Raw genomic sequence first — 23632 nt, 5'->3', positions numbered from 1 at the left:
TTTTAGACCGGAAAAAATCTTCGGTTTCCGGAAAGATATTTTGTTATAATTATATAATTAATATATTCAAGGAGTACACAGATTGTACCAGACTTTTTCGACAAAGGAAAAAATAAAACAGATTTTTGTCATGCTGATCCCTATCTTGATTACACAATTAGGGATGTTTTCAATGGTCTTTTTCAATACCATCATGTCAGGAAAATATAGTTCTTCGGACCTTGCTGGTGTTGCCATCGGGTCATCGATTTGGAGCCCGGTCTTCACCGGACTCAGCGGGATACTCCTTGCTGTTTCGCCAATTGCAGCCCAGCGCTTTGGTGAAAAGAAGGGGAAAGAAGTATCATCGATCCTCACTCACGGAATTTATCTGGCATTAATAATTGCAGTAATTATCATCATTTTAGGTATTTTTCTGCTCAATCCCATTTTAACAGCGATGAATCTGCCTGATAGTGTGCATGACACTGCCTATCGTTATCTGGCAGGATTGGCATTTGGAATCATCCCTTTGTTTATTTTTAACGTATTAAGGTCATTCATTTACGCACTCGGAAAAACTAGAGTGGTTATGTATATCCTCCTGATGTCGTTACCAATCAACTTCTTCTTGAACTATGTCCTGATTTTCGGCCATTGGGGTTTTCCTGAATTGGGAGGAGCCGGAGCTGGGTATGCCACCTCGATTACTTATTTTGTGATTGCGGGCATGACAGCAGCAGTCATTATCAAGCAAAAGCCATTCTCGGATTTTGTCGGATTGAAATACTTCAAGGAATTTTCCGGTGAGAAAGTGAAGGAAATCCTCAAAATCGGTGTCCCAATGGGCTTATCGATCTTTTTTGAAACAAGCATGTTTGCTGTTGTCACGATTTTGATCAGTAAATTCAATATCACGACGATTGCTGCCTATCAATCAGCTTTAAATATTGTATCCTTCCTATATATGATTCCGATGAGCATCTCGATGGCGCAGACTGTTTTGGTAGGCTTTGAAGTCGGTGCGGGCCGTTATAATGATGCCAAAGCCTATAGCTGGATGGGGATTTATCTTGGAGCCATTATTGCTGTTGGAGCCGGATTGCTGGTCGTGCTGTTCCGTTATGATGTAGCAGGGTTTTATTCAAATGAACCAGCAGTCATCGCTTTAACTGGACAATTTTTGATTTATGCCTTGTTTTTCATGATATCCGACGCAATCCAGGCCACTGCGCTCGCAGCATTGCGCGGGTATAGAGATGTAAATATATCATTTGTTATCACCTTGATAGCATACTGGCTCATCTGCCTGCCAGTCGGCTATCTGCTCGCGCATTATACCGGACTTGGCGCTTCGGGATATTGGGTGGGGCTGACCATCGGATTGCTTGCAGCAGGCATATCCTTGTCACTAAGATTGATCTTTATTCAAAAACGTCGTTTTAACGGGAACTTGGCAGAGGTTGTATAAAAATGAGTGAGGTTCCTTATTAGGAATATCACTTTTATTTTTGCCATTTTAATGATGAAATACCATTTATCAGATTGTTCTCATCAACTTTAAAAGATTTTTTATCCTGATTATGGAAAACAGCAGAAGGAATCCATTCTTTTTGGAGGAATATTAAATTAGGGGGTGCGGTAAATGAGTTGGAATACACTCAGTATCCCAAAAGGGTCACTCCCAGCAATTCAACGAAAAAATGATGGGGATGTCAAAAAAGAAGAGACCCGATAGTAAAATAACGGGTCCCTCTTAAGAATTAGTTGCATGTTTCTTTGGCTTATACTTAGACAATTGAAAACGGATGAAGCAGCCTATGCAAAATCCCAAGATTGCAATAAAAGCGGCTAACGCTACCATCACGGTAAATACATGTCCCAGCGTTGTTGAACCGCTGGCATAGGAAATGAGTCCGCCTGCTAAGCAGAAAACAGCGATTTTTTGATTGAACTGCTGTTGTTCCCAGTCTTCCGGAATATAATCTGACGGTTGTTTTCGCAGAAAACGTCTGGCGATTCGCATTACCGGATTGTATTCGAACAGCAGTCCTGAAATTCCTGCGAGCAGTGGCAAAGTCAATATCCATTCAATACCTGTTAAGCAGGTGCTTAAAACACTAATGACAATGAACCACTGATTTGTTCTTACCAGGGGCCGAGGAATTGAGCGAATCTCAGTAGGCATGTTAAATCCGACCTTTCTTATTGGTTTATATGTATTTTATCTTTTTTTTCTTAATATGTGAAGTCTAAAGCGATTTTTTTATAGGGAGTGAACTTTTTAGGAAATATGGAAAAGTATTCCTGAATATAATAGAATGCTGGTTTTAAATATAAATAGAAACGATAGGGGAAACATGGGGAGAAATTTGAAGGTCATTTGTTTTTTGATTTTTGCATCATTCATTGGATTAGCTGGCTGTTCACAACCAATTGCAGAGAAAGCTGGAACAGAAGAAAAGGTGATTGAACAGGATGACAAGGCAGTAAGTGAAGATGGAGAAAAAGAAAAGGAGACAGCTGAGCAAGAAGAAGAAAAGGCTCAACCAATAGTAGTGAATGTAATTGAGCCTACCACTCAGGAAGTGATCAGGTCCCTTACACCGGTTAAAATGGGTTACGGAAGCGATAACGAAAAGTTTAAAGCTGAATTGGCAAAATGGGCTCAAGAATTGGCTCGCGGAAATGAGGCGACACCAGGTTACGATCAACGGATGATTCCTGATAAACTTGGACCGGATGGCCAGGTGATAAAAGGTAGTCCTTTAATTATTTTAGAGGAAGCGGAGCTGGTTGAAAGCATCTTTCATGCTTCAGAAAAAGGGGGGAACGTAGAGCTTCCGCTTTATGTAACGGCAAGCGGATATGAATTTAATGATGCTGCCCAACTCGGCGAGGTTATTGTAGGAAAGTATACAACCTATTTTAACGGTGGGGTAGCGGGCAGAACAAAGAACATTGAGCTGTCAGCGGAAGCAATTAACAATGTCATCCTGGGCTTAGGGGATGTTTTTTCCTTTAATACAACTGTCGGGCCGAGTGATGAAGCCCATGGATATCAGCCTGCTGAAGAAATTGTCAACAAAAAGCTGGTCATGGGGATAGGAGGGGGCATCTGCCAGACTTCTTCAACTTTATATAATGCTGTGGATGTTCTTGGCGTTGGTTATGTGGAGAAACATCATCATTCCCTATCTGTAGGCTATGTTCCTGAAGGAAGAGACGCAACGGTTTCCTATGGAGGCAAGGATTTCCGGTTCGAGAACACGACAGGCGTACCACTTTTACTGAAAGCAATAGTAGGAAAAGGTTCTTTGACCGTAGAAGTGAGGACATCGAAAGAATACGAAGCACAAATGAAAAAAGGCATTTAATGGTCTTGAAGCAATTCCGCCAAAAGACGTAGAAAGAATCAATCTGATGGTGAATATTTCCATTATTCATTTCCCTAATTCTTGAACTAAGAACAAGGGAGGCGAACGATATGGATCTGAATTATTTAGCTTTAGAATATATCTGGAATACAAAGAAGGAAGAAATGAAGCGGAAAGATGATTTTAGAGAAACATATAAACTTTATCAAGAATTTAAAAGGTTTAGCTGGAACAATGCGTTAAGGAGGGAGAATAGATCAAAGTAATAAAGTATTTATTGTATACAGCAGGTTTTATCATTTTGCTGATTGTTATTGGAAACCTTCAGCAAAGCTTTGAGAATATTGGAAAAGAGACTTTTAGGCTCTATCCATGGAGTTTCCTTGCTGTTATATTGTATTTTCCTCTTGGCATGTATCTGGGAATACCAAGAATGCTGAAGGAATATCAAAAGAATGGAAGCTGGAGATTCAACTGGGTTAAGATAATTGTCATTACTTTGCCGCTGATCTATTTTTCATTCTTCTGGTTCATTCCATTCTCTTATCCAATACCAGATTTTATGGTAGGTTCACATTCAACGTTCAAATTAGCCATGATTGCATCAGGGTTGTTTTTATGAATAGCATTACAAAAGAAAACAGCGGCTAAAATTGTGCCGCTGTTTTTGTTTAAGACGTCCTTCTCTTTTCATTTACATTCACCAACAACCCGCGTTTGATCCAATAATCAAAATTATCAACTGGAAATACACATCGATTCTCAGCGTTGCTCATTTTTATGATGACGCTGCTATCTGAAACCTCTAAAACCTTCAATCTGTCTGAATTGTACATATTCGGCAAAAAGCCATTACGGATTTCAAACTCCATGTTATTTTGATAGTACATAAAAAACCTCCAGAATCTCTTCATGGGAATAATATTTACCATTAAGTGATTAATTATCCATTTAATAATGTTTAGAGACTCTCATTCAAAAACTTACAAGAGGATTAAGCAATGCCATAAGAAAAAGCAAGAGGGGGGAATCCCTCTTGCTTTCCTCTTTCTTTTGACAGCTTCTCACCGGTTGATGCCAAACCTGTCAGAAGCCTGAAATGTTCAATTTCCTAATTTTTCAACACGTTAAAATACCTGGCCTCTGGATGGGAGAAGACAATAGCCGTAACAGATGCTTCCGGTTCCATCATGCTTCCGTCAGTCAAATGGATTCCGATGTCTTCTGGCTTAATTAAGTTGAAGAGCTTACGCTGATCTTCCAAATCGGGACATGCAGGATATCCAAATGAGAAGCGCTGGCTTGATACTTGGCGGCGAAGCGGTCTTTCATTGTCATATCCGGGGTGTCTGGGAAGCCCCAACGGTCGCGGATTTGGCGATGGATCAGTTCGGCATATCCTTCTGCACTTTCTAGGGCAAGTGCCTGGAGGGCATGGCTTTCCAGGAATCTTCCTTCATTTTTTAGTTGTTCTGCAGCCTGGCGAATTCCTGCACCTGCTGTGACAGCGAACATACCAATGTAATCCTTATTAGAATCATCCACGGATCGAACGTAATCTGCCAGGCAAAGGCCGGGAGCAACCTCCTGGCGTGGAAAATCAAAGGTTTCCAGGATTTGATCCGGTTGTTCTGGGTTAAAAATATAGAGCCTATTTCCATCTGACTGGGCAGGGAAGAACTGGTAAACGGCAGCCGGTTTGATCCAATTATTTGCTTTGCTTCCTTTAAAAGGGTTTGGACGACTTCATATAGCTTGACTGCCTTATCATTACCTTCAGCAAGTAAATTTTCTACCTTTCCCTTTAATCCAAGATGATGCCCCATAAGCATTTGCTGGTTGATATAGGGCTCAATATGGGACAGTGAGTAGGATTTAACGATATGCCTTTTCGTATCCTGAGGTATGAACACCGGTGCCTTTGCCGTCACTTTGGGACGCTCCAAAACGGTTGTGGCAGAAGTTCGGCCGTTTGTCGTAAATTCCTGCTTATTCAGTGCGGCTTCCTGCTTAGCTTTTTGTTCTGTTAAAAATTGTTCGTACCCGTCCGGCTCCCGGAGCTGATTCGCGATCGACAGGCCGTTCATCGCATCTTTTGCATACAATACTAGTCCGTCATACTCCTTGGCGATCTTTGTATCTGTGAACTTTCTAGATAAAGCGGCACCGCCCACAAGTATCGGAGTGTCAATCCCGGCTTGCTTCATATCATGAGCTGTAAGCACCATTTGCTGAGCAGATTTCACAAGGAGGCCTGAGAGACCAATGATATCCGGTTTTTCTTTTTTGATCGCCTCAATGAGGGCAGTTGGCGCCACCTTTATTCCCAGGTCGACCACATCATAGCCATTATTGCTCAGGATAATATCAACCAGGTTTTTCCCAATATCGTGTACATCACCTTTTACAGTGGCGAGAAGCACCTTACCCTTTGCAGCGGTTGTGTCATTTTTCTCCATATGAGGCTCTAAATGGGACACGGCAGCCTTCATGACTTCTGCACTCTGAAGGACTTCTGCCACAATCAACTGATTATCATTGAACAGTCTGCCAACTTCCTTCATCCCATCCATCAATGGCCCGTTAATGATATCCAGTGGGGCAGGGTAGAGGTCCAGTGCCAAATCCAGGTCTGGCTGCAGGCCTTCTTTTGTGCCTTCAACTACATAGTAGGACAGTCTTTCTTCTAATGTCATATCAGGCAGGGTGCTTTTTGTTTCTTTCTTTTTATCACGGTAAAAATCAGTGAATTCCGCAAGTGTCTCATCTGTTGTATTGAATAACAGCTCTTCAGCCATTTTAACTTCTTCAGGACTGATCGAAGCGAATCGCTCGAGCTTTTCCGTATTCACAATGGCGTAATCGAGGCCTGCCTGGGTGCAGTGATAAAGAAATACCGAATTCAATACTTCGCGGCCAACAGGTGGCAGACCGAAGGAAACATTGCTAATTCCAAGGATTGTTTGCGTTTCCGGGAAAGTTTCCTTGATCATCCTGATTCCTTCAACGGTTGCTTTTGCTGAGCCAATGTATTGTTCATCTCCGGTGCCGACAGGGAAAACGAGCGGATCAAAAATCAAGTCCTGTGCCGGTACTTTATATTTATTGACAAGCAAGTCGTATGACCGTTTAGCAATTTCCAATTTCCTTTCAGCGGAAACACCCATACCCTCTTCTTCAATCGTTCCAACAACAACAGCAGCACCATATTTGTGAATAAGGCGAGCAACAGACTCGAATCGTTCTTCGCCATCTTCTAGATTGATAGAATTGATAATTGCCTTACCCTGGGAATAACTCAGTGCTTTTTCAATTACTTCATCATCAGTAGAGTCTATAACGAGCGGAGCTTTAACTTTTTTAACAACTTCTTTAATAAATGTTTCCATGTCATGAAGCTCATCTCTGTCCGGGTCAGCCAGGCAGATATCGATGACATGCGCGCCATTTTTAACCTGGGACCTTGCAATCTCAGCTGCTTCTTCTATTTTGCCTTCGGAAATCAGCCGCTTGAATTTTCGGGAACCGATTACGTTCGTCCGTTCCCCTACCATGATGGGCCTTAATGTTGGATCGTCATAGATGAAGGGCTCGATCCCGGAAACCATGTGCAGCTTGTTATCTTCTGTCTGTCTTGGCGGCCGTTCCTGCATTTTTTCCGAAATTGCCTTTATATGTGCAGGTGTAGTTCCGCAGCAGCCTCCGACAATATTCAGCCAGCCTTCACCGGCAAAATCAGAAAGCTTCTGAGCGAGCGTGTCAGGCGTTTCATGATATTGGCCTTCCTCATCGGGCAGGCCAGCGTTAGGATAACAGCTGACAGCAGAAGATGAAAGGGAGGACAAGGAACGCAAATTCTCCTGCATGAATTCCGGCCCGGTTGCGCAATTCAGTCCGATTGCAATTGGATTCATATGCTGAACAGAAATATAAAATGCTTCGATGGATTGACCAGCGAGTGTAGTGCCCATTGGTTCAATCGTTGCAGAAATCATCAGAGGTAGTTCTCTGCCACTCTTCTGAAATGCACGCTGGATTCCCGTATACGCTGCTTTTACATTCAGTAAATCCTGGCTTGTTTCGAGCAATAGCAAATCAACGTTGCCATCGATCAGGCCAAGAGCCTGTTCTTCGTAGGACGCGGACATCTCTTCAAAGGTAGAACCCCCAGTCACGCTCAATGTTTTGGTTGTGGGTCCCATAGAACCAGCCACAAAACGGGGCTGTGAGGGAGAGGATGCCTCATCGGCCGCTTTTCTGGCAATAAGAGCTGCTTCCTTGTTGATTTCGTACGCTCTATGGGCCAGGTCGTATTCGTCCAGCACCAGGCTAGTTGCACCAAACGTATTTGTCTCAACGATATCTGCGCCAGCCTTAAAGTATTCACGGTGGATATTTTCAATTACATCAGGTACTGTCAGATTCAGGATTTCGTTACAGCCTTCATATTCTTCACCGCCAAAATCCTCCGGGGTCAGGTCTGCCTGCTGGAGCATCGTTCCCATCGCTCCGTCCATGATCAGGATCTTTTTTCTCATCTGCTCAGTTAACAAGGTTGACATTTTGTTTCCTCCTCATAAGACGGCTGCTGTATTCATTAGCGTAGCCCGATAACTCGACACTCATTTCATAGTTCATAAAAGGAGTGATTAAATAGATTCCGTTAAACAGTTCTGCTGCAGCCTCAATCAAACCCTTTGTAATCGCTATGCCTTCCTTTTTGGATTGCAGCGGTTCATTATTGAATTTCGCCATTATGTCCAGGATTTCCTGTGAAATCTTGATGCCAGGAACTTCATTATGAAGGAATTCAGCATTTCTGCTGCTCGTTAGCGGCATCAGGCCAATATAAACAGGGGCATCAATGTGCTTTGTTGCTTCATGGACCTCCAAAAGCATTTTTTCAGAGTAAACGGGCTGGGTGATGAAATAATCAGCACCAGCATGGATTTTCTTTTCCATCCTCATGACAGCTTTTTCAATGGAACGAACATTTGGATTGAAAGCAGCGCCAATCGAAAAAGCACCTTTTTGTCCTAAGTCTTTTCCAGAATAGGAGAGACCTTCATTAAACTGCTTGATCATCTCGATCAGTTCGAAGGAAGAGACATCAAAAACTGACGATGCACCAGGAAAATCACCGACACGTGCAGGGTCGCCTGTTACGGCTAACACGTCATGCAGACCAAGTGTATGCAAACCCATCAAATGAGACTGAAGTCCAATGATGTTCCGGTCACGGCAAGTCAGATGTACAAGCGGGCGCAAACCGATCTTTTCCTTTACGAGATGCCCAATTGCCGAATTTGAAATCCTAGGTGAAGCAAGTGAATTATCAGCCAGAGTCAGTGCGTCTATACCTGTATCCTTTAGTGCTTTTGCTCCTTCAAAAAAACGAGTTGTATCCAGCTTTCGCGGTGAGTCAAGCTCCACGATCACTGACGGCCGTTCTTTCACCACTTGTTGAAGTGGGGCTAATGGCCTTTTTACGTCAACGGGAGTGACAACAATTTTGGGCTTTTTCGCAGGGATTTTCTTGTCTAACACTGGTGGCAATCCCTTCAGTTCATCAGCAAATGCTTTTATATGTTCAGGCGTCGTTCCGCAACAGTCCAATCAGCCTGACTCCCTGGTCGCGGAAACTGCGGGCTGATTTGCCGAAATATTCAGGATTGCCTTCGTAATGGAATTTCCCATCTGTGTAGGCGGGCAATCCGGCATTTGGATAGGCGGAAAGAAATGCTCTTGACGGCAACTCTATTTGCTCAAAACTGGAAATCATATGATGTGGCCCAAGTCTGCAATTAAGACCGACAATGTCAGCACCAAGGTCTTCAAGTCTATTAAAAGCTTCCTGAAGCGGGGTCTGATCCTGCATGATACCTATTTCCTGAAGGGATACCTGGGCGATGATTGGCAGGTCGGTCTCCTTTCGGGCAATCTCGAGCACTGTTTCAATTTCTTCCATATCATAAAATGTTTCTAGCAAAAGTCCGTCTACCCCTTCAAGGAGAAGACAGTAGAGCTGCTCCCTGAAGCTTCTTTTGATTTCTTCAATCGGGATAGCGGAGGGCCTGATCCCCCGGTTCCCACCAATCGTCCCAAGGACATAGGCATCAGTGCCCGCAGCTTGTCGGGCGAGTTTTACTGCTGCACTATTAATCTCTTTCACCTGATCCTCGAGTCCATATCTTTCAAGTTTTATATAATTGGCTGCGTATGTGTTCGTCTGGATAAGGTCGGCACCCGCGTTTATATAGGCTTTATGGATCCGGATGATGTCCTCAGGATGTGAAATGTTCAACTCTTCAAAACAAGTACCAGCACCATAAGAGTGGAGGAGAGTACCAATCGCTCCATCTGCGATTAAAATTTTATTTTCCAGGCGTTTCAGGAAACTCATTAGACTTCCTCCTTTTGTGCTTCTAGTATTCCTATTGAATCCAAAGCTTGCTCAAAGTCCGCGATCAAATCATCAGCGCTTTCAAGCCCGACTGATAATCGAAGGAGACCATCAGAGATACCGCGCCTTTCCCGTTCATCCTGAGGTATGGCTGCATGTGACATTTTTGCCGGGTAGGAGAGGATGGATTCTACGGCTCCAAGGCTGACTGCAAACACAGGCAGTCTTACTAGTTCTATAAATCTAGCTAAAACCTCGGCATTTTCAAGTTCAAAGGAAAGCACCGCTCCTGGCCCAAATGCCTGCCGAAGCTGAAGGCTTGCCTGTGGGTGATCTGCAAGGCCAGGGTAAAAGACATTTTTGATTAAAGGCTGATCTTTTAAAAATTCTGCGATTTTCTTTGCGCTTTCCTGAGATTTCTTCATCCTGACAGACAGGGTCTTAATACCTCTCATCACAAGCCACGCATCCTGTACTCCTAGGACAGCACCGAAGGAGTTTTGCAGGGTATAAAGCCTGTTTGCGAGTTCTTCATCCTTGACTACTGCGAGGCCTGCCACCGTATCACTGTGGCCGGATAAGAACTTTGTGGCACTGTGAAGGACAATATCTGCTCCAAGTTCAAGCGGACGCTGCAAGTATGGAGTCATGAAAGTGTTGTCAACAAAAGTATAAGCGCCGTGTTTCTTAGCGATTGCGCTGACAGCTTTTATGTCAGTTACCTTCAATAACGGATTGGAAGGAGTTTCAGCATATAGCAATGCAGTGTTTGGCCTAATCGCTTTTTCCACCGCGTCCAGGTCAGTCATGTCCACAAAAGTATGCTCAATTCCAAAACGGTTCAACACCTGTGTAACCATTCGATATGTCCCGCCATAAACATCCTCGGTTACGACCACGTGATCTCCCTGGGAAAGGAGTAAAAATGCAGTTGAGATGGCGGCCATCCCGGAGGAAAAAGCAAAACCCCGCACACCGCCCTCCAGTTCGGTGATTATTTCCTCAAGTGCCTCTCTTGTAGGGTTAAGACTCCGGCTATAATCATATTTTCCGAATTTGACTGCCGAGGGCTGGTGGAATGTTGAGGCGTGCTGAATCGGCACGCTGACACCACCGGTTGCAGGGTCAAATTTATGTTTATTATGGAGCAGCTGGGTTTCGAATGTATATTGGTGACTCATATTGTTTTTGCCTCCTGGAGTGCCTTTTGGAATGCTTCTTCTAGATCATTTATCAGATCAGCAACATTTTCGATTCCCACAGAAAATCGCAGCAGTCGGTCACAAACACCTGTTTGTTCGCGAATTTCAACTGGTATATCAGCATGTGTCTGTGTTGCAGGGTAAGTAATGAAGCTCTCAACACCACCAAGACTTTCGGCAAAAGTAATTGTGGAAAGGCTTTTTAAAAATGGATTGACTATGGCAGGGGAGTGGACCCTGAAAGAGATCATTCCGCCTCTGCCAGGATAAAGGACATCATTGACTGCATTATGCCTTTGTAAATAATCGACAATCTCTCTGGCGTTTTGCTCGTGGCGTTCCATCCTTAATGCCAGAGTCTTCATACCGCGGATGAGGAGCCAGGAGTCGAATGGACTTAACACCGCACCGCCACCATTATGATGAAGGAATAGAGAATCACATAACTGCTGTCCCCTGGCAACGATCAGCCCGCAAGGACATCATTGTGGCCGCCAAGATATTTTGTTGCACTGTGAATCACAATGTCAGCACCTATAGTCAATGGTTTTTGCAGCAGGGGAGTGTAGAAGGTATTATCAACAATCAGCAGAATACCGTTTTCTTTTGCGATTTTTGCGATTGCTTTAATATCAGCTTGCTCCATAAGCGGGTTTGTCGGCGTTTCCACAAAAAGCGCCTTCGTCCTCGGTGTGATTGCCGATTTTATTTCGTTTAGATCTGCCATGTCAGCATATGTACTATTTAATCCCCATTTTTTGAAACCCTGCTCGAGAAGCCGGTAAGTTCCTCCGTATAAATCCTTAGAGACAATCCATTCATCTCCATGTGCGAATAATGAAAGAACGGTCCAAATCGCGGCCATTCCGGAACTGCAGGCGAAGCCGCGGTCACCTTCTTCAAGGTCTGCAATCGCCTTTTCAAGAATTTCGCGAGTAGGGTTGCCGGTGCGCACATAATCATAACCGCTCGATTGGCCAATCCCTCCGTGGCGGTAGGCTGTTGTTAAATAGATGGGTGGATTGACCGCACCTGTAGATGATTCACTTCTGTTGCCAAGCTGTGCTAACTTTGTATCGATTTCTGCCAAATTACTCACTCCTCATGATTCTAGTTAGACGGCAATTTTTGTTTTATGAGTAAAGACGAAATCATCGACTTTTAAAAAGACAAAGACCGCAAAGCTCCAGAAAGACGGTGCGGGGGAGTCCCTAATAAAACAAAAAGCCTTCTTAAGAAGAAGACTTTTACAGATGATAGCCGTTCTTCTTATCTGCCAAGTTTTAAAAAAACTTGCTGGAATTAGCACCTTTTCAACAAACAGAGTTGAAGGTTGCTGAAGCTTCACAGGGCCAGGACCCTCAGCTTCTCTGGATAAGATTCATATTATTGAATTATTAAATTTCTCTAAATATTACAGCTGTTGTGAAAGATTGTCAATCATTTTATTAATGCGGTGAAGTGAATAGGTGAAATGCTGGTGTGTGTAAAGTCGGGCAGGGTTGAATTATTTCATTTTGACAGCTTTTTAGACCATGGAGGTGAAGCTGTCAAGATTCCGCTGTTTTTGTGACAGCTTTTCTAGATCCGGTACCAAAGCTGTCAAGATTCTGCTGTTTTTGTGACAGCTTTTATGGATTCGAGCCCAAAGTTGTCAAGATTCCGTTGTTTTTGTGACAGCTTTTCTGGATCCGGGGTCAAAGCTGTCAAGATTCCGTTGTTTTTGTGACAGCTTTTCTGGATCCGGGGCCAAAGCTGTCAAGATTCCGTTGTTTTTGTGACAGCTTTTCTGGATTCGGGGTCAAAGCTGTCAAGATTCTGCTGTTATTGTGACAGCTTTTCTGGATACGAGGCCAAAGCTGTCAAGATTCCGGTGTTTTTGTGACAGCTTTTCATGATCCCGAACCAAAGCTGTCAAGATTCTGCCGTTATTTTGACCGCTTTTCAGGAACGCAAGTCAAAGCTGTCAAGATCCCGCTGCCTCAATCGGCCGTAATTAAGACCATATTTCTCATTCAAACCAGAAAGTGGGGAATCATCAGCAGCGTAATAAAAAACTGGCTCACATTAGTAAATGAGCCAGTCTTGCTAAATATTAAGCTATTAATATACACCTACTGCATCAAATGCTTTATTGACAGCATTGACTTCAGCAGAAGCTGAACCATACAGGTCTTTAGCTGCTTGTACCAATCCTGCTCGTGCCTGGCTGAAGTTCGTTGAAGAAGTAAAATAGACCGTGTTTGCACGGTAGAAGATCGCGCCCATTTTATCCGTTCCTACGCCTGGAACCGATACTCCATAATGTGTTCCACCTTCACTTAGAAGGTATGCGGCTTTATTGATGATACCGCTGTTAATATGAACTCCGCCATTGTCGGAAGTGCCAGTGTAACGTACAGAGTAGTGATCCGGATCGCCGTATTTAGTTGGGTCGCTCATTGAACGAAGGGCATCACCAGCTGTATTTGGTGTGTAGATGTCTTCGCCGATTTCAAAATCAGGGTCATTATTATCATGGAACTCAGCAAGCGTGCCGAAGATATCGGAAATTGCTTCGTTCAACGCACCTGATTCGTACTGGTAAACAAGGTCGGAACTGAAATCAGTCACGGCGTGAGTCAGTTCATGCGCTACAACATCAAGACCGCCTGATAGCGGGATGAACGTAGTTCCATCTCCATCACCGTACACCATTTGCTGACCATTCCAGAATGCATTGTTATAGCTTCTTCCGTAGTGGACAGTGACTTCAACGCTGCACCGCGATCGTCGTATGAATTACGGCCAAAAGTGCTTTGATAGTAATCATAAGTGAGTCCTGCATAGTAGTGAGCATCTACTGCTGCACCGTCATAGGCTGCATTCAGGTTATTGTCAGCGTCCACCCAAAGGGAACCAGGAGTTCTCTGTCTATTTTTTGCGTCATAAGTGAATACACCATTTCCGCGAGTGTTGTCCTGTAAATAATATGATCCGTTTGAAAGGAGGGTATTCAAAGACTTCGTGTCACCAAGAACTCCAACACCTGATCCAACTGTATCCGTCCCGCCTACAGATGGATTGTTCTTACCTGCGGTGTGGATAGCATTGAACTTATTGATGATTTCACCAGTTGCCGCGTTGACAAAGTACTGATAATTGCCCGGTTCAGGACTAAGGAAGTTCAATATGACATGGTAAGCGTACACTGCTTGATCCTCACCAGGGTAAACAACCAATTCAGCCGTTGGCGTTACTTCATATTCAGGCTTGTACCCCAAATCACCTTCAGCGACGGCAATTGCATCTCTCTGTGACTTTTTGCTGGAGGTTCTTACAACCTTATCACCCAGTCCCTTGCTGACAGTTCCGCTAAAAACCTTAAGAACACCGTTTTCGTCGACTCTGGCTGCCTGTGTTGCTCCCCAGACAGGAACGCCATTATAGACCTGTTGCAGACGTACAATATCTCCGCCAAGCTTGTCTGCTTCCTGAGATGTAACGACGAAACTATCATTTGTGTCCAGATTGTATTTTTCTTTCGAAGCTTTCAGGTACCCAAGGACAATATCCTTTGCTGCTTTCTCTGATGGATTTGTCAGCTTGCCAGCAACAAATTCAGGTGCGCCATGGCTTTTTGTGTACTTTTTGGAAGGTGAATCTGCTGACGGGGCGGCAAAGCCAGTCGCAGCAACCAATCCGCTTAATGCCAGACTTGCTGTTAAACTTAGGGAAACTACTTTCTTCTTCAAATAAACTCCTCCTACAAGCTAATTCTATCTAATAAAAATTAGTAGATTATCATATTTATACTTTAATAATCTGAACATTGCAACAACTAAGTCTAAAATTGTCGAATCAGCATGTTGGGAAAATTCCTGGGACAAATTTTTAATAAAAATAATCAGAATTTATTGACTAATTTGTCAATATATTTTTATTATTAAGTTGTAATACCAACTCATAAAAAAGGAGGTTAATAAAAATGAATTCTTTATGGTTAGCCGTGATCGGAATGATTGTGTTTGCAATCGGCTACCGCTTCTATTCTAAGTGGGTAGCAGAAAAGATTTACCGTCTCGACCCGAACTATGTCACACCGGCGCACCAGTATTCAGATGGGGTAGACTTTGTCCCAACGAAGAAGATGATCCTTTGGGGACACCATTTTACATCGGTTGCCGGAGCAGCACCAATTGTTGGGCCGGCGATTGCTGTATATTGGGGATGGCTTCCTGCATTCCTGTGGGTTACATTGGGTACGGTCTTCGCAGCAGGTGTCCATGATTTTGGAACACTTGTCCTTTCAGTCAGGAATAAGGGGCAGTCAGTCGGTGCCATCACAAATAAGCTGATTGGCAAACGCGCAAAAATCATGTTCTTATTCATTATTTTAATACTTGTTTTGATGGTCAACGCCGTTTTTGCATGGGTCATCGCCAACTTGTTTGTAAAATTCCCTGCGAGTGTTCTATCGGTATTCCTTCAGATACCACTTGCAATTTGGATTGGTTATGCTGTTTATAAAAAGAAGAAGGGAATGCTTCTTCCTTCCTTGATTGCACTGGCCGTTATGTACGGTGCCGCCATCCTGGCCAGCCGCGTCCCGGCATTGCAAATTGATCTTGTGAGATATTTTGGCGGGGCGGATAATACCGTCATGTTTGGTCTAAATGGTGTATCCATGGCTTTCTTAGTCTGGATTGTTGTCCTGATGGTTTATGTTTATATTGCATCTACACTGCCGGTATGGAAGCTCCTGCAGCCTCGTGATTATATCAATTCGCACCAGTTGGTTGTAGGTTTATTAATCCTATATGCAGGACTGATTTTCCTTCAGCCTAAGGTGACGGCTCCAGCTATGAATGCAGCGGCTAACGACGTTTCCTGGTTCCCTTTATTATTCATTACGATTGCCTGTGGTGCGATTTCCGGCTTCCATGGTCTTGTTTCTTCAGGAACATCCTCTAAGCAGCTGGAAAAAGAAACGGATGCCCGTTTTGTCGGTTACCTCGGAGCAGTTGGGGAAGGTGTACTTGCCCTAATCGCCATTATCGCGGTTGTTACAGTATTTGCGACAAAAGCTGAATTTACTGCTGCATATTCAAGCTTTGCGGCTGCAAGCGCAGGTGGACTTGGCAACTTCATCAATGGTGCTGCACAGCTTGCGACCGGTATCTGGATTCCGGCAGACATTGCAAGGACGATTGTTTCCATCATCGTTGTCAGCTTTGCTGCAACAACTTTGGACACGTCAGTAAGATTAATGCGTTATATCATCGCTGAAATCGGAAGCGAATACAATGTGCAGGCACTGACAAAGACTCATGTAGCTACAACTGTTGCGGTTGTTTCCAGTGCGGCGCTAGTATTATTGCCAAAAGGGCCTAACGGATTCGGTTCTGGCGGATACCTATTGTGGCCGCTGTTCGGAACAAGCAACCAGCTTTTGGCCGGAGTCAGCCTGCTGCTTATTTCCATCTGGCTGAAGCGTCAGGGAAGGAATTACCTTGTAACCTTCATCCCAATGGTGTTCGTATTTTTCATGACACTTTGGGCAATGATTCAGCAGGTCGTTTTCCAGTGGTCTGGTTATGGAAGCGGTGAGCTGAATATGCTGCTCTTTGGTATCGGCGGACTGATCCTGATATTTGTATTCTGGATTATCATCGAGGCAATCGCAGCCTTCGGCAGGAATAATCCACCGCCATTAAGCAAAGAAATGTAATGAAGTGGAGGCCGGGCGACCGGTCTCTATTGTCATTTTTAGAAAGAGAGGAATTTGCATGGGTTTCTACGAACAATTAAAGCGTGCAATAGCTGTCTATGATGAGATCCTCAGGCAGCCGCACAGGACCGAAATTGCTCGTGAATTAAGAGATGAAGAAGACTTGTTTATGCTGCTGTGCTTTTCGGAAATGCTAGGTCTGCCCAACCCGGCATTTTACTATACGCTTGAACTATACCCCGTCATCATCGAACGTTTTCATGAATGGCATCTGAGGGCTGGAATGGAAAAATCCCCGCTTGAAGGAATACGCTGCTGTTAGGAGGAAGTGTTATGGACATGCTGGAAAAGAAGATCTATTTTATCGGCGGAAAAGGCGGTGTTGGCAAAAGCACAACATCCGCGGCATTGGCGCTTCTACTTGCGCAGAAAAGAAAAAAGATACTGCTGGTATCAACAGACCCCGCCCATAATACAGGCGATTTATTCCATCGTAACTTCAGCGGCGGAAAAATCGAAAGTGCAACGGAGAATCTGGATGTATTAGAGATTGACTCGGAACAGGAGTCCAGGAACTATATAAATGGAGTAAAAGGCAACTTGAAAGGCCTGGTAAAAGCAACAATGCTGGAGGAGGTCAACAGGCAGATTGACATGGCAGCATCCTCGCCTGGGGCAGAAGAAGCCGCGCTGTTTGACAAAATCACCTCATTGATCTTGAGGAATACGCAAACTATGATGCTATTGTTTTTGACACAGCACCGACCGGACATACAATCCGGCTCCTGACACTGCCGGAATTGATGGGCGTCTGGATGGACGGGCTGTTGGAACGGCGCAAAAGAGTGAACGAGAATTACGCACAGTGATGAATGATGGTGAAATCGTTGAAGACCCTTTATATGACAAACTGAATGAACGAAAAAACCGATTCAAGCGTGTAAGGGAAATCCTGCTAGATGGAACTCAAACACAGTATGTATTTGTACTTAATGCCGAGCGACTGCCAATACTTGAAACGAGCAAGGCAATCGATACATTGCACCAGCATGGAATACATGTTAACTCAATCGTAGTTAATAAGGTCATCCCAGATGAAGCAGATGGAAGGTTCATGGAGCAAAGAAGAGCGAACGAGCGAGTGTATCTTGATGAAATCAAAGACGAATTCAAGAATCAGAGACAAATTTTCTTGCCTCTCCTTGAGCATGATATTTCTTCGCTTGCAACTCTGGAACTTATTTCAGGCCTTTTAGGAAAACAAATCGATTACAATTAAAAGCGTAGCTAAAAGTGGTGTTTTCATTTTATTCATTAGGGTTATATAAAAACATGGATAAATTTTAAAACAGAATGGAAACTAAAACTAATTGTTCCAGTAAAGAAGGCGATCGGTAAGAGAACGCTAATCGCTGACAGGTTGTGGAGCAAAAATGGCCGCTCAACCTGTTACTTGGGGTAATTTATGCATTCCTATGTTACATCACCTTGCTCCTATTACTAGTGGAAGTGCTCCACCTTTTCAAAAATATAAAACGCAAGCGAAAATGACGGACTTATTAAGGGAAGTATCGAGAAAAGTGTCCGTCATTAAGGTTATGACGGACACTAATCGATGGAGAACCGGAAAAAATGTCCTTCATACAGGTTATGACGGACACTAGTCACTTGAAAATCCGGGAAACAGAATAGGCTGACTCAAAAGGTTGAAGAAATTCGACCTGGGAGTCGCCTCTTGAATCAATTTATCAAGATTCTGGGTTTCATTCTATGAATCTTTGCGATAAAAAATGAATATAAAACCTAAGTTGATTGAAGCGCCTGGAACGGAAATCAACGGACCATTTTTACAAGCAGTCACAAAAAATAAAGAGGGTTCCCAAAGTTGAAACTTTTGGGACACCTTCTTTCCAATATTCAAGCATTCTTTTAGAATCAAATGCTACTATTTTTCAGTTAAGGTGACGCGATTTTCAACATTTTGAAGAAATCATCCCGATTATATGCCTCATAAAGCAATCTTTCATGATTGAAAATGGCGTAATACGGCAGAAAATCGATTTTAAATCAGGAAATTGCCGGCGTGCTTCCTCAATGTTGTTAACCTGCAAAGAATATGCTTTATGTACATATTTGTTGTTGACTTGTTCGAGTGCCCAATTTTCCTGCTGCGCTTCTGGCTTAAACAGTTCAAGTACAGCCAAGTAGCCTGGTTCTTCGGCAAGCTGTGCCTGGTAAGCAACCACTTCTTCAATGATTAATGGAAAAGCATAATGATAGACTTGATCTCCAATGGAGGCCTGGATGATTACCGTACTTTGGCCAGCTACATTGTTAAGGGTATAGTTGTTATCAAAAATTGTTTCAAATGGAAGATTCCCCATCTCCAAATCTTCTTGTCCCTGTGAGCGATAAACGGAAATATGGTCAATTCCTGCTTTCTCAGGAAAGGTGATCTTCATTTCGCTGAATGGCTTCACGCTGACAGGCAGCAGATCATGGAACAGGATTGGTGGCTCATCCTGGTCGATGACAGGTCCGGTGCCTTTTTCTACCCAGGCAAATGTACCTGATTTATATATGACTTCCTGGCCTCCAACAGTGATTATAGCTTCTGGAATGCTAAAAGACGGTTCTTTTTCCTGTTCAGGCAATAACGTTCTGAATCTATCTAAGGTGAAAACCAGCAATATCGCTATGAGGACTATTACGTATGGAAGCCATTTACTTTTCATAGTTAGTATTCTTCGAAGTTAGCATCTTTTCGATTTCGTCATCCGTTGGCGGTGGTGACACTGGGTTTAAATGTGCATTCAGCTTGTCAATTTTCTTATGGAGTCTTACAACATCAATGAGTATAAACAACAGTAAAACAATGATTAACCACATTATCATACGAGACACCTCTCTTTTTTCAAATATAAAACAAAAGACATGGAATAGAAAGGTGAAATTGGATAAAATTTGCGCTGCACACTGGATTATAATACTATCTTAGTGAGTACAAATGGTGGTGTTGCAGTGGAAATTACAAAGCATTTATTAATGAATCTCTCACTTCTTCTTGTCCTTCTGTTTTTTACACAGTTAATCATTGAAAGGCAAGTGAAGGAAGAGAGTCGAGAAAGATATCAATTATTCTATTTCATTATTTCGATTTTTACATGTTATATTTTTTCAGTACAAGTCCAGGATGGCGTTCGCTTTGACCTTCGACAGGTGCCTATGATTCTTGGAAGTCTCTATACTGGATATAGTTTTTTGCTTGCAGGCGTCACGATCCTTATGAGAGGTTTGTTAGGCATAAACGATGGGTTCTGGGTATCGGTGGGGGTTTTTGCATCCCTTGCTATCCTTCTCAAATGGATTCATCCCTGGTTCAATAGGCTAACTCTGAACAGCAGGTCGGTATTTCTGTTTTATTGACAGTAATCACTTCGTTCTTGCTAATGCAAATGGTCACCGTAGTTAGTGAACCAATTATACACCCGGAAGCGTGGTTCAGTTTCATTTTGATTCCCGCACTAACCTCAGGGCTAGTCAGCTATTCGATTGAGACAATTCGTCAAACATTCATTATCCGACAAAGACTAGCGAAGGCCGATAAAATTGAGGCCGTCAGCCATTTAAGTGCGGCTATTTCTCATGAAATCCGTAATCCGCTTACAACTGTGAAAGGATTCCTGCAACTGCTCGGCGAGAAAGATTATCCTGAAGAAAAGAAAAAGGAATTCATCGATATTGCGGTCCAGGAATTGAATCGTGCTGAAGAGGTCATTAATGACTTTCTTACTTTTGCAAGACCTGCTTTTGAAAAGGAAGAGCAAATCGAAGTCGATAAGGAATTGAATCAGGTTCTTAATGTACTAAATCCATTGGCTAACTTCAATGGTGTAAAAATAACGAAAAAGTATAGTTCAGGATTAGTCATATTAGGGGATCGTTCGAAATTCAAGCAAGGATTCATCAACCTGATCAAGAACGGTTTGGAGGCTATGCCAAACGGCGGGGAACTAATCGTCCAAACCTTCCGCACCGGAACTGTAATCCATATCCTCGTGAGAGATACAGGTCTCGGGATGACTGAAGAGCAAATTGCCCGCCTGGGGGAACCATACTACACGACAAAAGGGCAGCAAGGAACTGGCCTTGGCATGATGGTGACTTTCAGCATCATCACTGCAATGAGAGGCAAGGTAGAGATTAAGAGCCAGGTTGGCATAGGTACAACTTTCCATATCCGCTTCAGCAATTTATTAGATGAAAAGTAACAAGACCCTTGCAAAGCTTTGGCGTGATTGTTTTTTAACATTTCTCAATAGAAAGATCCATCCAGAAAAAATCCACTTTAAATAAGTATTTGACAGGTTTGTCTTTTGTTGACAAAAAAATCCATCGTTGCTATATTAAAATTAGCTTATTACACACGTATTAGGCACTATGCAATTTGCTTATTCTAATGTTTGAAGACGTTTGAATAGGTCATGTATGATGAACTAGTCGTTGTGATTTTGCTGAATTTTAATCATGGCTTGTTCGGCCGATCTAGGAGGATTTTTCACATGAAAAACGGTAAAGTTAAATGGTTCAATGCAGAAAAAGGGTTCGGATTCATCGAAGCTGAAGACGGCAATGATGTTTTCGTACATTACTCTGCTATTCAAACAGAAGGTTTCAAAACATTAGAAGAAGGCCAGGAAGTATCTTTCGAGGTTGTTGAAGGTGCTCGTGGACCACAAGCTGCTAACGTTACTAAACTATAATTCTTAATTTGACCTTATAGCTCAGCCATCTGGCTGGGCTTTTTATGTACCAGGATTTCCAATTTTTTTGAAACCTTTCCATTATGAAAAACGTAATATCCTGTAACAACTATTCCACAGGGTGAGGTGTATAAAAATGGGTGTCTTCTTAACAATCGCGGCTGGAGCAGGGATACTCTTTGCCATTGCTTATTTTTCCGGCAATGGAAGCAAAAAGAAAGTATTATTGAAGGAGAACATCCCGGACCACCTTGGCTTACTGGATAATGTGCCGGCTTCTGCTATCTTGAATAAATTAGAGAAATCTCTTTCTTATGAGTTTATAAATCAAGTGAAACTTCGTTTTTTAAGCGATCATCCCGAGATATCCGATGATGAATTTGAATGGCGTTTATTTGAATTAAAACGATATTTCTTGCTTAATTCGTTTATGAAAAATACACCGATGTTCAGCAGCAAGGTCGATGAAATTTGGCATGAGATGCTGATGTTCACGAAGCAATATGAAGCTTTTTCTGAAAAATATCTTGGCAATATGCTTCATCATACGCCGAACTTGGAGCCGGAACCAGCACCCCAGGAAAGGGCATTCTTTGATTGGGTGTTCGCTCAGCTATTTGAAATAACAGAATACACATGGCAGGCATGGGGAGACTTTTTCCATTATCCAATGGACCAGCAGTTACTTCAAAAAATCGGTTCACTTAGTGACGATGAGTTGAAACAGAAATTTTTCAAGGTTACTGAGGATAATCAGGAGCTGGTGGATTATTTAACCAAACAACTGAGGTCTCAACTTAGAAAAGCACAAGAAATATACAGTGCTGATAGAAAAGGGTCTTTTGAAAGGCCAGGACTTTTTGGTGATTTATCAGGATTGAGCCTGGTAATGGTGTTTTATTCTTACTATTACTTTGATGAATACTGGGATTATGCCCAAGCATACGCTTATTCTCACCAGTCACATGGAACATCGGGCTGCAGTGCCGTTTTTTGCGGCTCAGGTGACATACAGGATTCACATAATGATAGCGGCGGCCACAGCTGTTCCAGCAGCGGTTGTTCAAGCTGTGGCGGAGGTTGCTCATCATAATAATGAAAAACCTGCTAACAATTGATAGCAGGTTTTTAACTTTGGATGAATTTTTTGATAACATTTTGCAAATTACCTGCTGTCTTAATATCCGAAAAATCAATTCCCAGCTGGACAGCTGTTTGTGCAACCTCTGGACGGATTCCTGTAACGATCGATTGAACGCCAAGCATCTTTAGGGCATCCATCAGTTTGAAAATTTGATGGGCTACCATCGTATCAACCATCACCACTCCTGAAAGATCGACTATCAAAGTATTGATTCTGGCATCGATACTTTGTGTAAGAGTTGATTCCATCAACCTTTTGCTCTCGTTGTATCGATTTCACCTATCAATGGCAGAAGGCCGACTTCCTTTGTCAAGGTAATCACTGGTGCGCTCAATTCTTTAATTAAAGTTGCCTGAGAGACTAATCGATTCATAAGGATATCCATGAAAACAATAATAAAGGTCTCAAAGACATAATCAAGCGTGTAATTAATCTTTTTTTCCCATGTAAAAACGTCGTCCAGATTTATTTCTAGGTCCGTCTGTTTAACGAATTTTTGAACGTATTCCCAATAAACACGACGGAAGACGCCAGAATTCCAGGCAACTTCTTTCAGGTCAGTTTTTGATTTAATCCGGTCTGCTGCAGTCTGGCTCGTCCACGCAGAAATCGTTTCCTTCATCTCTTCCTCAGACTGATAAAGTGATTTCGCCACAAGACGAACATAATTTGAATTCTGTTCCTTTACCCTGTTCATAACTTCTGGCGGGGCGTCAGCAGAATAATCTGATCCATGAATTACACGCTGCCGTTTCAGCCAGTCCTCGGTAAAATTGGCCGAATTGTCGACCAGGAACTTGTATAATGCCTCTGTTTTTGTTTCCATTTAAATCCCTGCTTTATTTATTAGACTTACTTCTATTGTGAAAAACAACGACTGAAAAGTCAAATTTTAAAATGTTATCACTATTAAATATCATTATTGACTAAACAAAGGAAAATTAAGGTAGATTTTAAAGATGATTTTTGATAAAATCAGAACAAACGTTCCTTTAGTCTCTCCTTTATTTGAGTGCCCATTAAATTTTCGAGTTTGTTATAATAGTAGCATTGT

General features: G+C 42.8%; 16 protein-coding genes, 6 pseudogenes and 1 riboswitch. Of the genes and pseudogenes, 10 read left to right on the top strand and 12 right to left on the bottom strand.

Features of this window, described 5'->3' with window-relative positions; genetic code table 11:
* Positions 1-82 precede the first annotated feature (82 nt).
* Positions 83-1450: an MATE family efflux transporter gene (locus tag JCM21738_RS04430; protein WP_023614360.1), complete on the top strand. Its 1368-nt coding sequence runs from the start codon at positions 83-85 to the stop codon at positions 1448-1450.
* A gap of 285 nt (positions 1451-1735) precedes the next feature.
* On the opposite strand, the gene JCM21738_RS04425 is transcribed toward JCM21738_RS04430, so the two are convergent.
* Positions 1736-2167, bottom strand: coding sequence for a DUF4395 domain-containing protein (locus tag JCM21738_RS04425; RefSeq protein ID WP_023614358.1), 432 nt, complete (start codon positions 2165-2167; stop codon positions 1736-1738).
* A gap of 172 nt (positions 2168-2339) precedes the next feature.
* On the opposite strand from JCM21738_RS04425, the gene JCM21738_RS04420 reads away from it, so the two are divergent.
* The 3 genes from JCM21738_RS04420 to JCM21738_RS04415 all read left to right on the top strand — a co-directional run bounded on the left by JCM21738_RS04420 (position 2340) and on the right by JCM21738_RS04415 (position 3978).
* Positions 2340-3356, top strand: coding sequence for a VanW family protein (locus JCM21738_RS04420; RefSeq protein ID WP_023614357.1), 1017 nt, complete (start codon positions 2340-2342; stop codon positions 3354-3356).
* A gap of 110 nt (positions 3357-3466) precedes the next feature.
* The gene (locus JCM21738_RS24170) at positions 3467-3622 is read left to right on the top strand and encodes a hypothetical protein (protein WP_023614356.1); all 156 of its coding nucleotides are present in this window, start codon (positions 3467-3469) and stop codon (positions 3620-3622) included.
* A 35-nt stretch (positions 3623-3657) separates the two neighbouring features.
* Positions 3658-3978 (top strand): hypothetical protein, encoded by a 321-nt coding sequence (locus JCM21738_RS04415; RefSeq protein WP_148296054.1) that lies wholly within the window; start codon positions 3658-3660, stop codon positions 3976-3978.
* 49 nt (positions 3979-4027) lie between these two features.
* On the opposite strand, the gene JCM21738_RS04410 is transcribed toward JCM21738_RS04415, so the two are convergent.
* The 7 genes and pseudogenes from JCM21738_RS04410 to JCM21738_RS04380 form a co-directional block, all read right to left on the bottom strand.
* Positions 4028-4246 carry a hypothetical protein gene (locus tag JCM21738_RS04410; RefSeq protein ID WP_023614354.1) on the bottom strand — a complete coding sequence of 73 codons (219 nt, stop codon included), beginning with the start codon at positions 4244-4246 and terminating at the stop codon, positions 4028-4030.
* Between the two features lie 221 nt (positions 4247-4467).
* A pseudogene (locus tag JCM21738_RS25325) lies at positions 4468-5060 on the bottom strand (vitamin B12 dependent-methionine synthase activation domain-containing protein).
* An 80-nt stretch (positions 5061-5140) separates the two neighbouring features.
* Positions 5141-7834: pseudogene (metH, locus tag JCM21738_RS04405) on the bottom strand (methionine synthase); the annotation flags it as partial.
* Between the two features lie 64 nt (positions 7835-7898).
* A pseudogene (locus JCM21738_RS04400) lies at positions 7899-9759 on the bottom strand (bifunctional homocysteine S-methyltransferase/methylenetetrahydrofolate reductase).
* A complete protein-coding gene (gene metC, locus JCM21738_RS04395) occupies positions 9759-10940 on the bottom strand; it encodes a cystathionine beta-lyase (protein ID WP_023614351.1) in 1182 nt (393 codons plus the stop codon). The pseudogene JCM21738_RS04400 and the gene metC overlap by 1 nt, the downstream one beginning before the upstream one ends.
* Positions 10937-12051 (bottom strand): annotated as a pseudogene (locus tag JCM21738_RS04390) (methionine biosynthesis PLP-dependent protein). Before JCM21738_RS04390 ends, metC begins: the two are co-directional and overlap by 4 nt.
* A 176-nt stretch (positions 12052-12227) precedes the next feature.
* A riboswitch (SAM riboswitch) is annotated at positions 12228-12342 on the bottom strand.
* A gap of 722 nt (positions 12343-13064) precedes the next feature.
* Positions 13065-14695 (bottom strand): annotated as a pseudogene (locus tag JCM21738_RS04380) (M4 family metallopeptidase).
* 233 nt (positions 14696-14928) lie between these two features.
* On the opposite strand from JCM21738_RS04380, the gene JCM21738_RS04375 reads away from it, so the two are divergent.
* The 3 genes and pseudogenes from JCM21738_RS04375 to JCM21738_RS27650 all read left to right on the top strand — a co-directional run bounded on the left by JCM21738_RS04375 (position 14929) and on the right by JCM21738_RS27650 (position 17950).
* Positions 14929-16671 carry a carbon starvation CstA family protein gene (locus tag JCM21738_RS04375; RefSeq protein ID WP_023614348.1) on the top strand — a complete coding sequence of 581 codons (1743 nt, stop codon included), beginning with the start codon at positions 14929-14931 and terminating at the stop codon, positions 16669-16671.
* Between the two features lie 58 nt (positions 16672-16729).
* On the top strand, positions 16730-16993 hold the full coding sequence (locus JCM21738_RS04370) for a cory-CC-star protein (protein WP_023614347.1): 264 nt from the start codon (positions 16730-16732) through the stop codon (positions 16991-16993).
* 11 nt (positions 16994-17004) lie between these two features.
* A pseudogene (locus tag JCM21738_RS27650) lies at positions 17005-17950 on the top strand (ArsA family ATPase).
* A 694-nt stretch (positions 17951-18644) separates the two neighbouring features.
* On the opposite strand, the gene JCM21738_RS04355 reads toward JCM21738_RS27650, so the two are convergent.
* On the bottom strand, positions 18645-19406 hold the full coding sequence (locus JCM21738_RS04355; protein WP_035208938.1) for a hypothetical protein: 762 nt from the start codon (positions 19404-19406) through the stop codon (positions 18645-18647).
* Complete coding sequence (locus JCM21738_RS24165; RefSeq protein ID WP_023614343.1) at positions 19396-19566, bottom strand: hypothetical protein; 171 nt, start codon at positions 19564-19566, stop codon at positions 19396-19398. The genes JCM21738_RS04355 and JCM21738_RS24165 overlap by 11 nt, the downstream gene beginning before the upstream one ends.
* A 527-nt stretch (positions 19567-20093) precedes the next feature.
* Between JCM21738_RS24165 and JCM21738_RS04350 the strand changes: the two genes are divergently transcribed.
* From JCM21738_RS04350 to JCM21738_RS04340, 3 genes are all read left to right on the top strand, one after another.
* Positions 20094-20942, top strand: coding sequence for an ATP-binding protein (locus JCM21738_RS04350; protein WP_052019558.1), 849 nt, complete (start codon positions 20094-20096; stop codon positions 20940-20942).
* A gap of 291 nt (positions 20943-21233) precedes the next feature.
* Positions 21234-21434 (top strand): cold-shock protein, encoded by a 201-nt coding sequence (locus tag JCM21738_RS04345; protein WP_023614341.1) that lies wholly within the window; start codon positions 21234-21236, stop codon positions 21432-21434.
* A 136-nt stretch (positions 21435-21570) separates the two neighbouring features.
* On the top strand, positions 21571-22527 hold the full coding sequence (locus JCM21738_RS04340) for a UCP032817 domain-containing protein (RefSeq protein WP_023614340.1): 957 nt from the start codon (positions 21571-21573) through the stop codon (positions 22525-22527).
* 35 nt (positions 22528-22562) lie between these two features.
* Here JCM21738_RS04340 and JCM21738_RS25320 read toward each other — a convergent pair whose 3' ends face one another.
* Together JCM21738_RS25320 and JCM21738_RS04335 are read right to left on the bottom strand one after the other, a co-directional pair.
* Positions 22563-22826 (bottom strand): STAS domain-containing protein, encoded by a 264-nt coding sequence (locus JCM21738_RS25320; protein WP_243462891.1) that lies wholly within the window; start codon positions 22824-22826, stop codon positions 22563-22565.
* Entirely contained in the window at positions 22826-23404 is a 579-nt protein-coding gene (locus JCM21738_RS04335; protein WP_243462889.1) for an STAS domain-containing protein, read from the bottom strand. Before JCM21738_RS04335 ends, JCM21738_RS25320 begins: the two co-directional genes overlap by 1 nt.
* Between the last annotated feature and the right edge of the window lie 228 nt (positions 23405-23632).

The organism is Mesobacillus boroniphilus JCM 21738, from assembly GCF_000517385.1.
GTDB classification, from domain to species: domain Bacteria; phylum Bacillota; class Bacilli; order Bacillales; family Cytobacillaceae; genus Mesobacillus; species Mesobacillus boroniphilus.
Note: the sequence above shows the minus strand (reverse complement) of the source record. Positions and strands in the feature narration are given on the sequence as shown.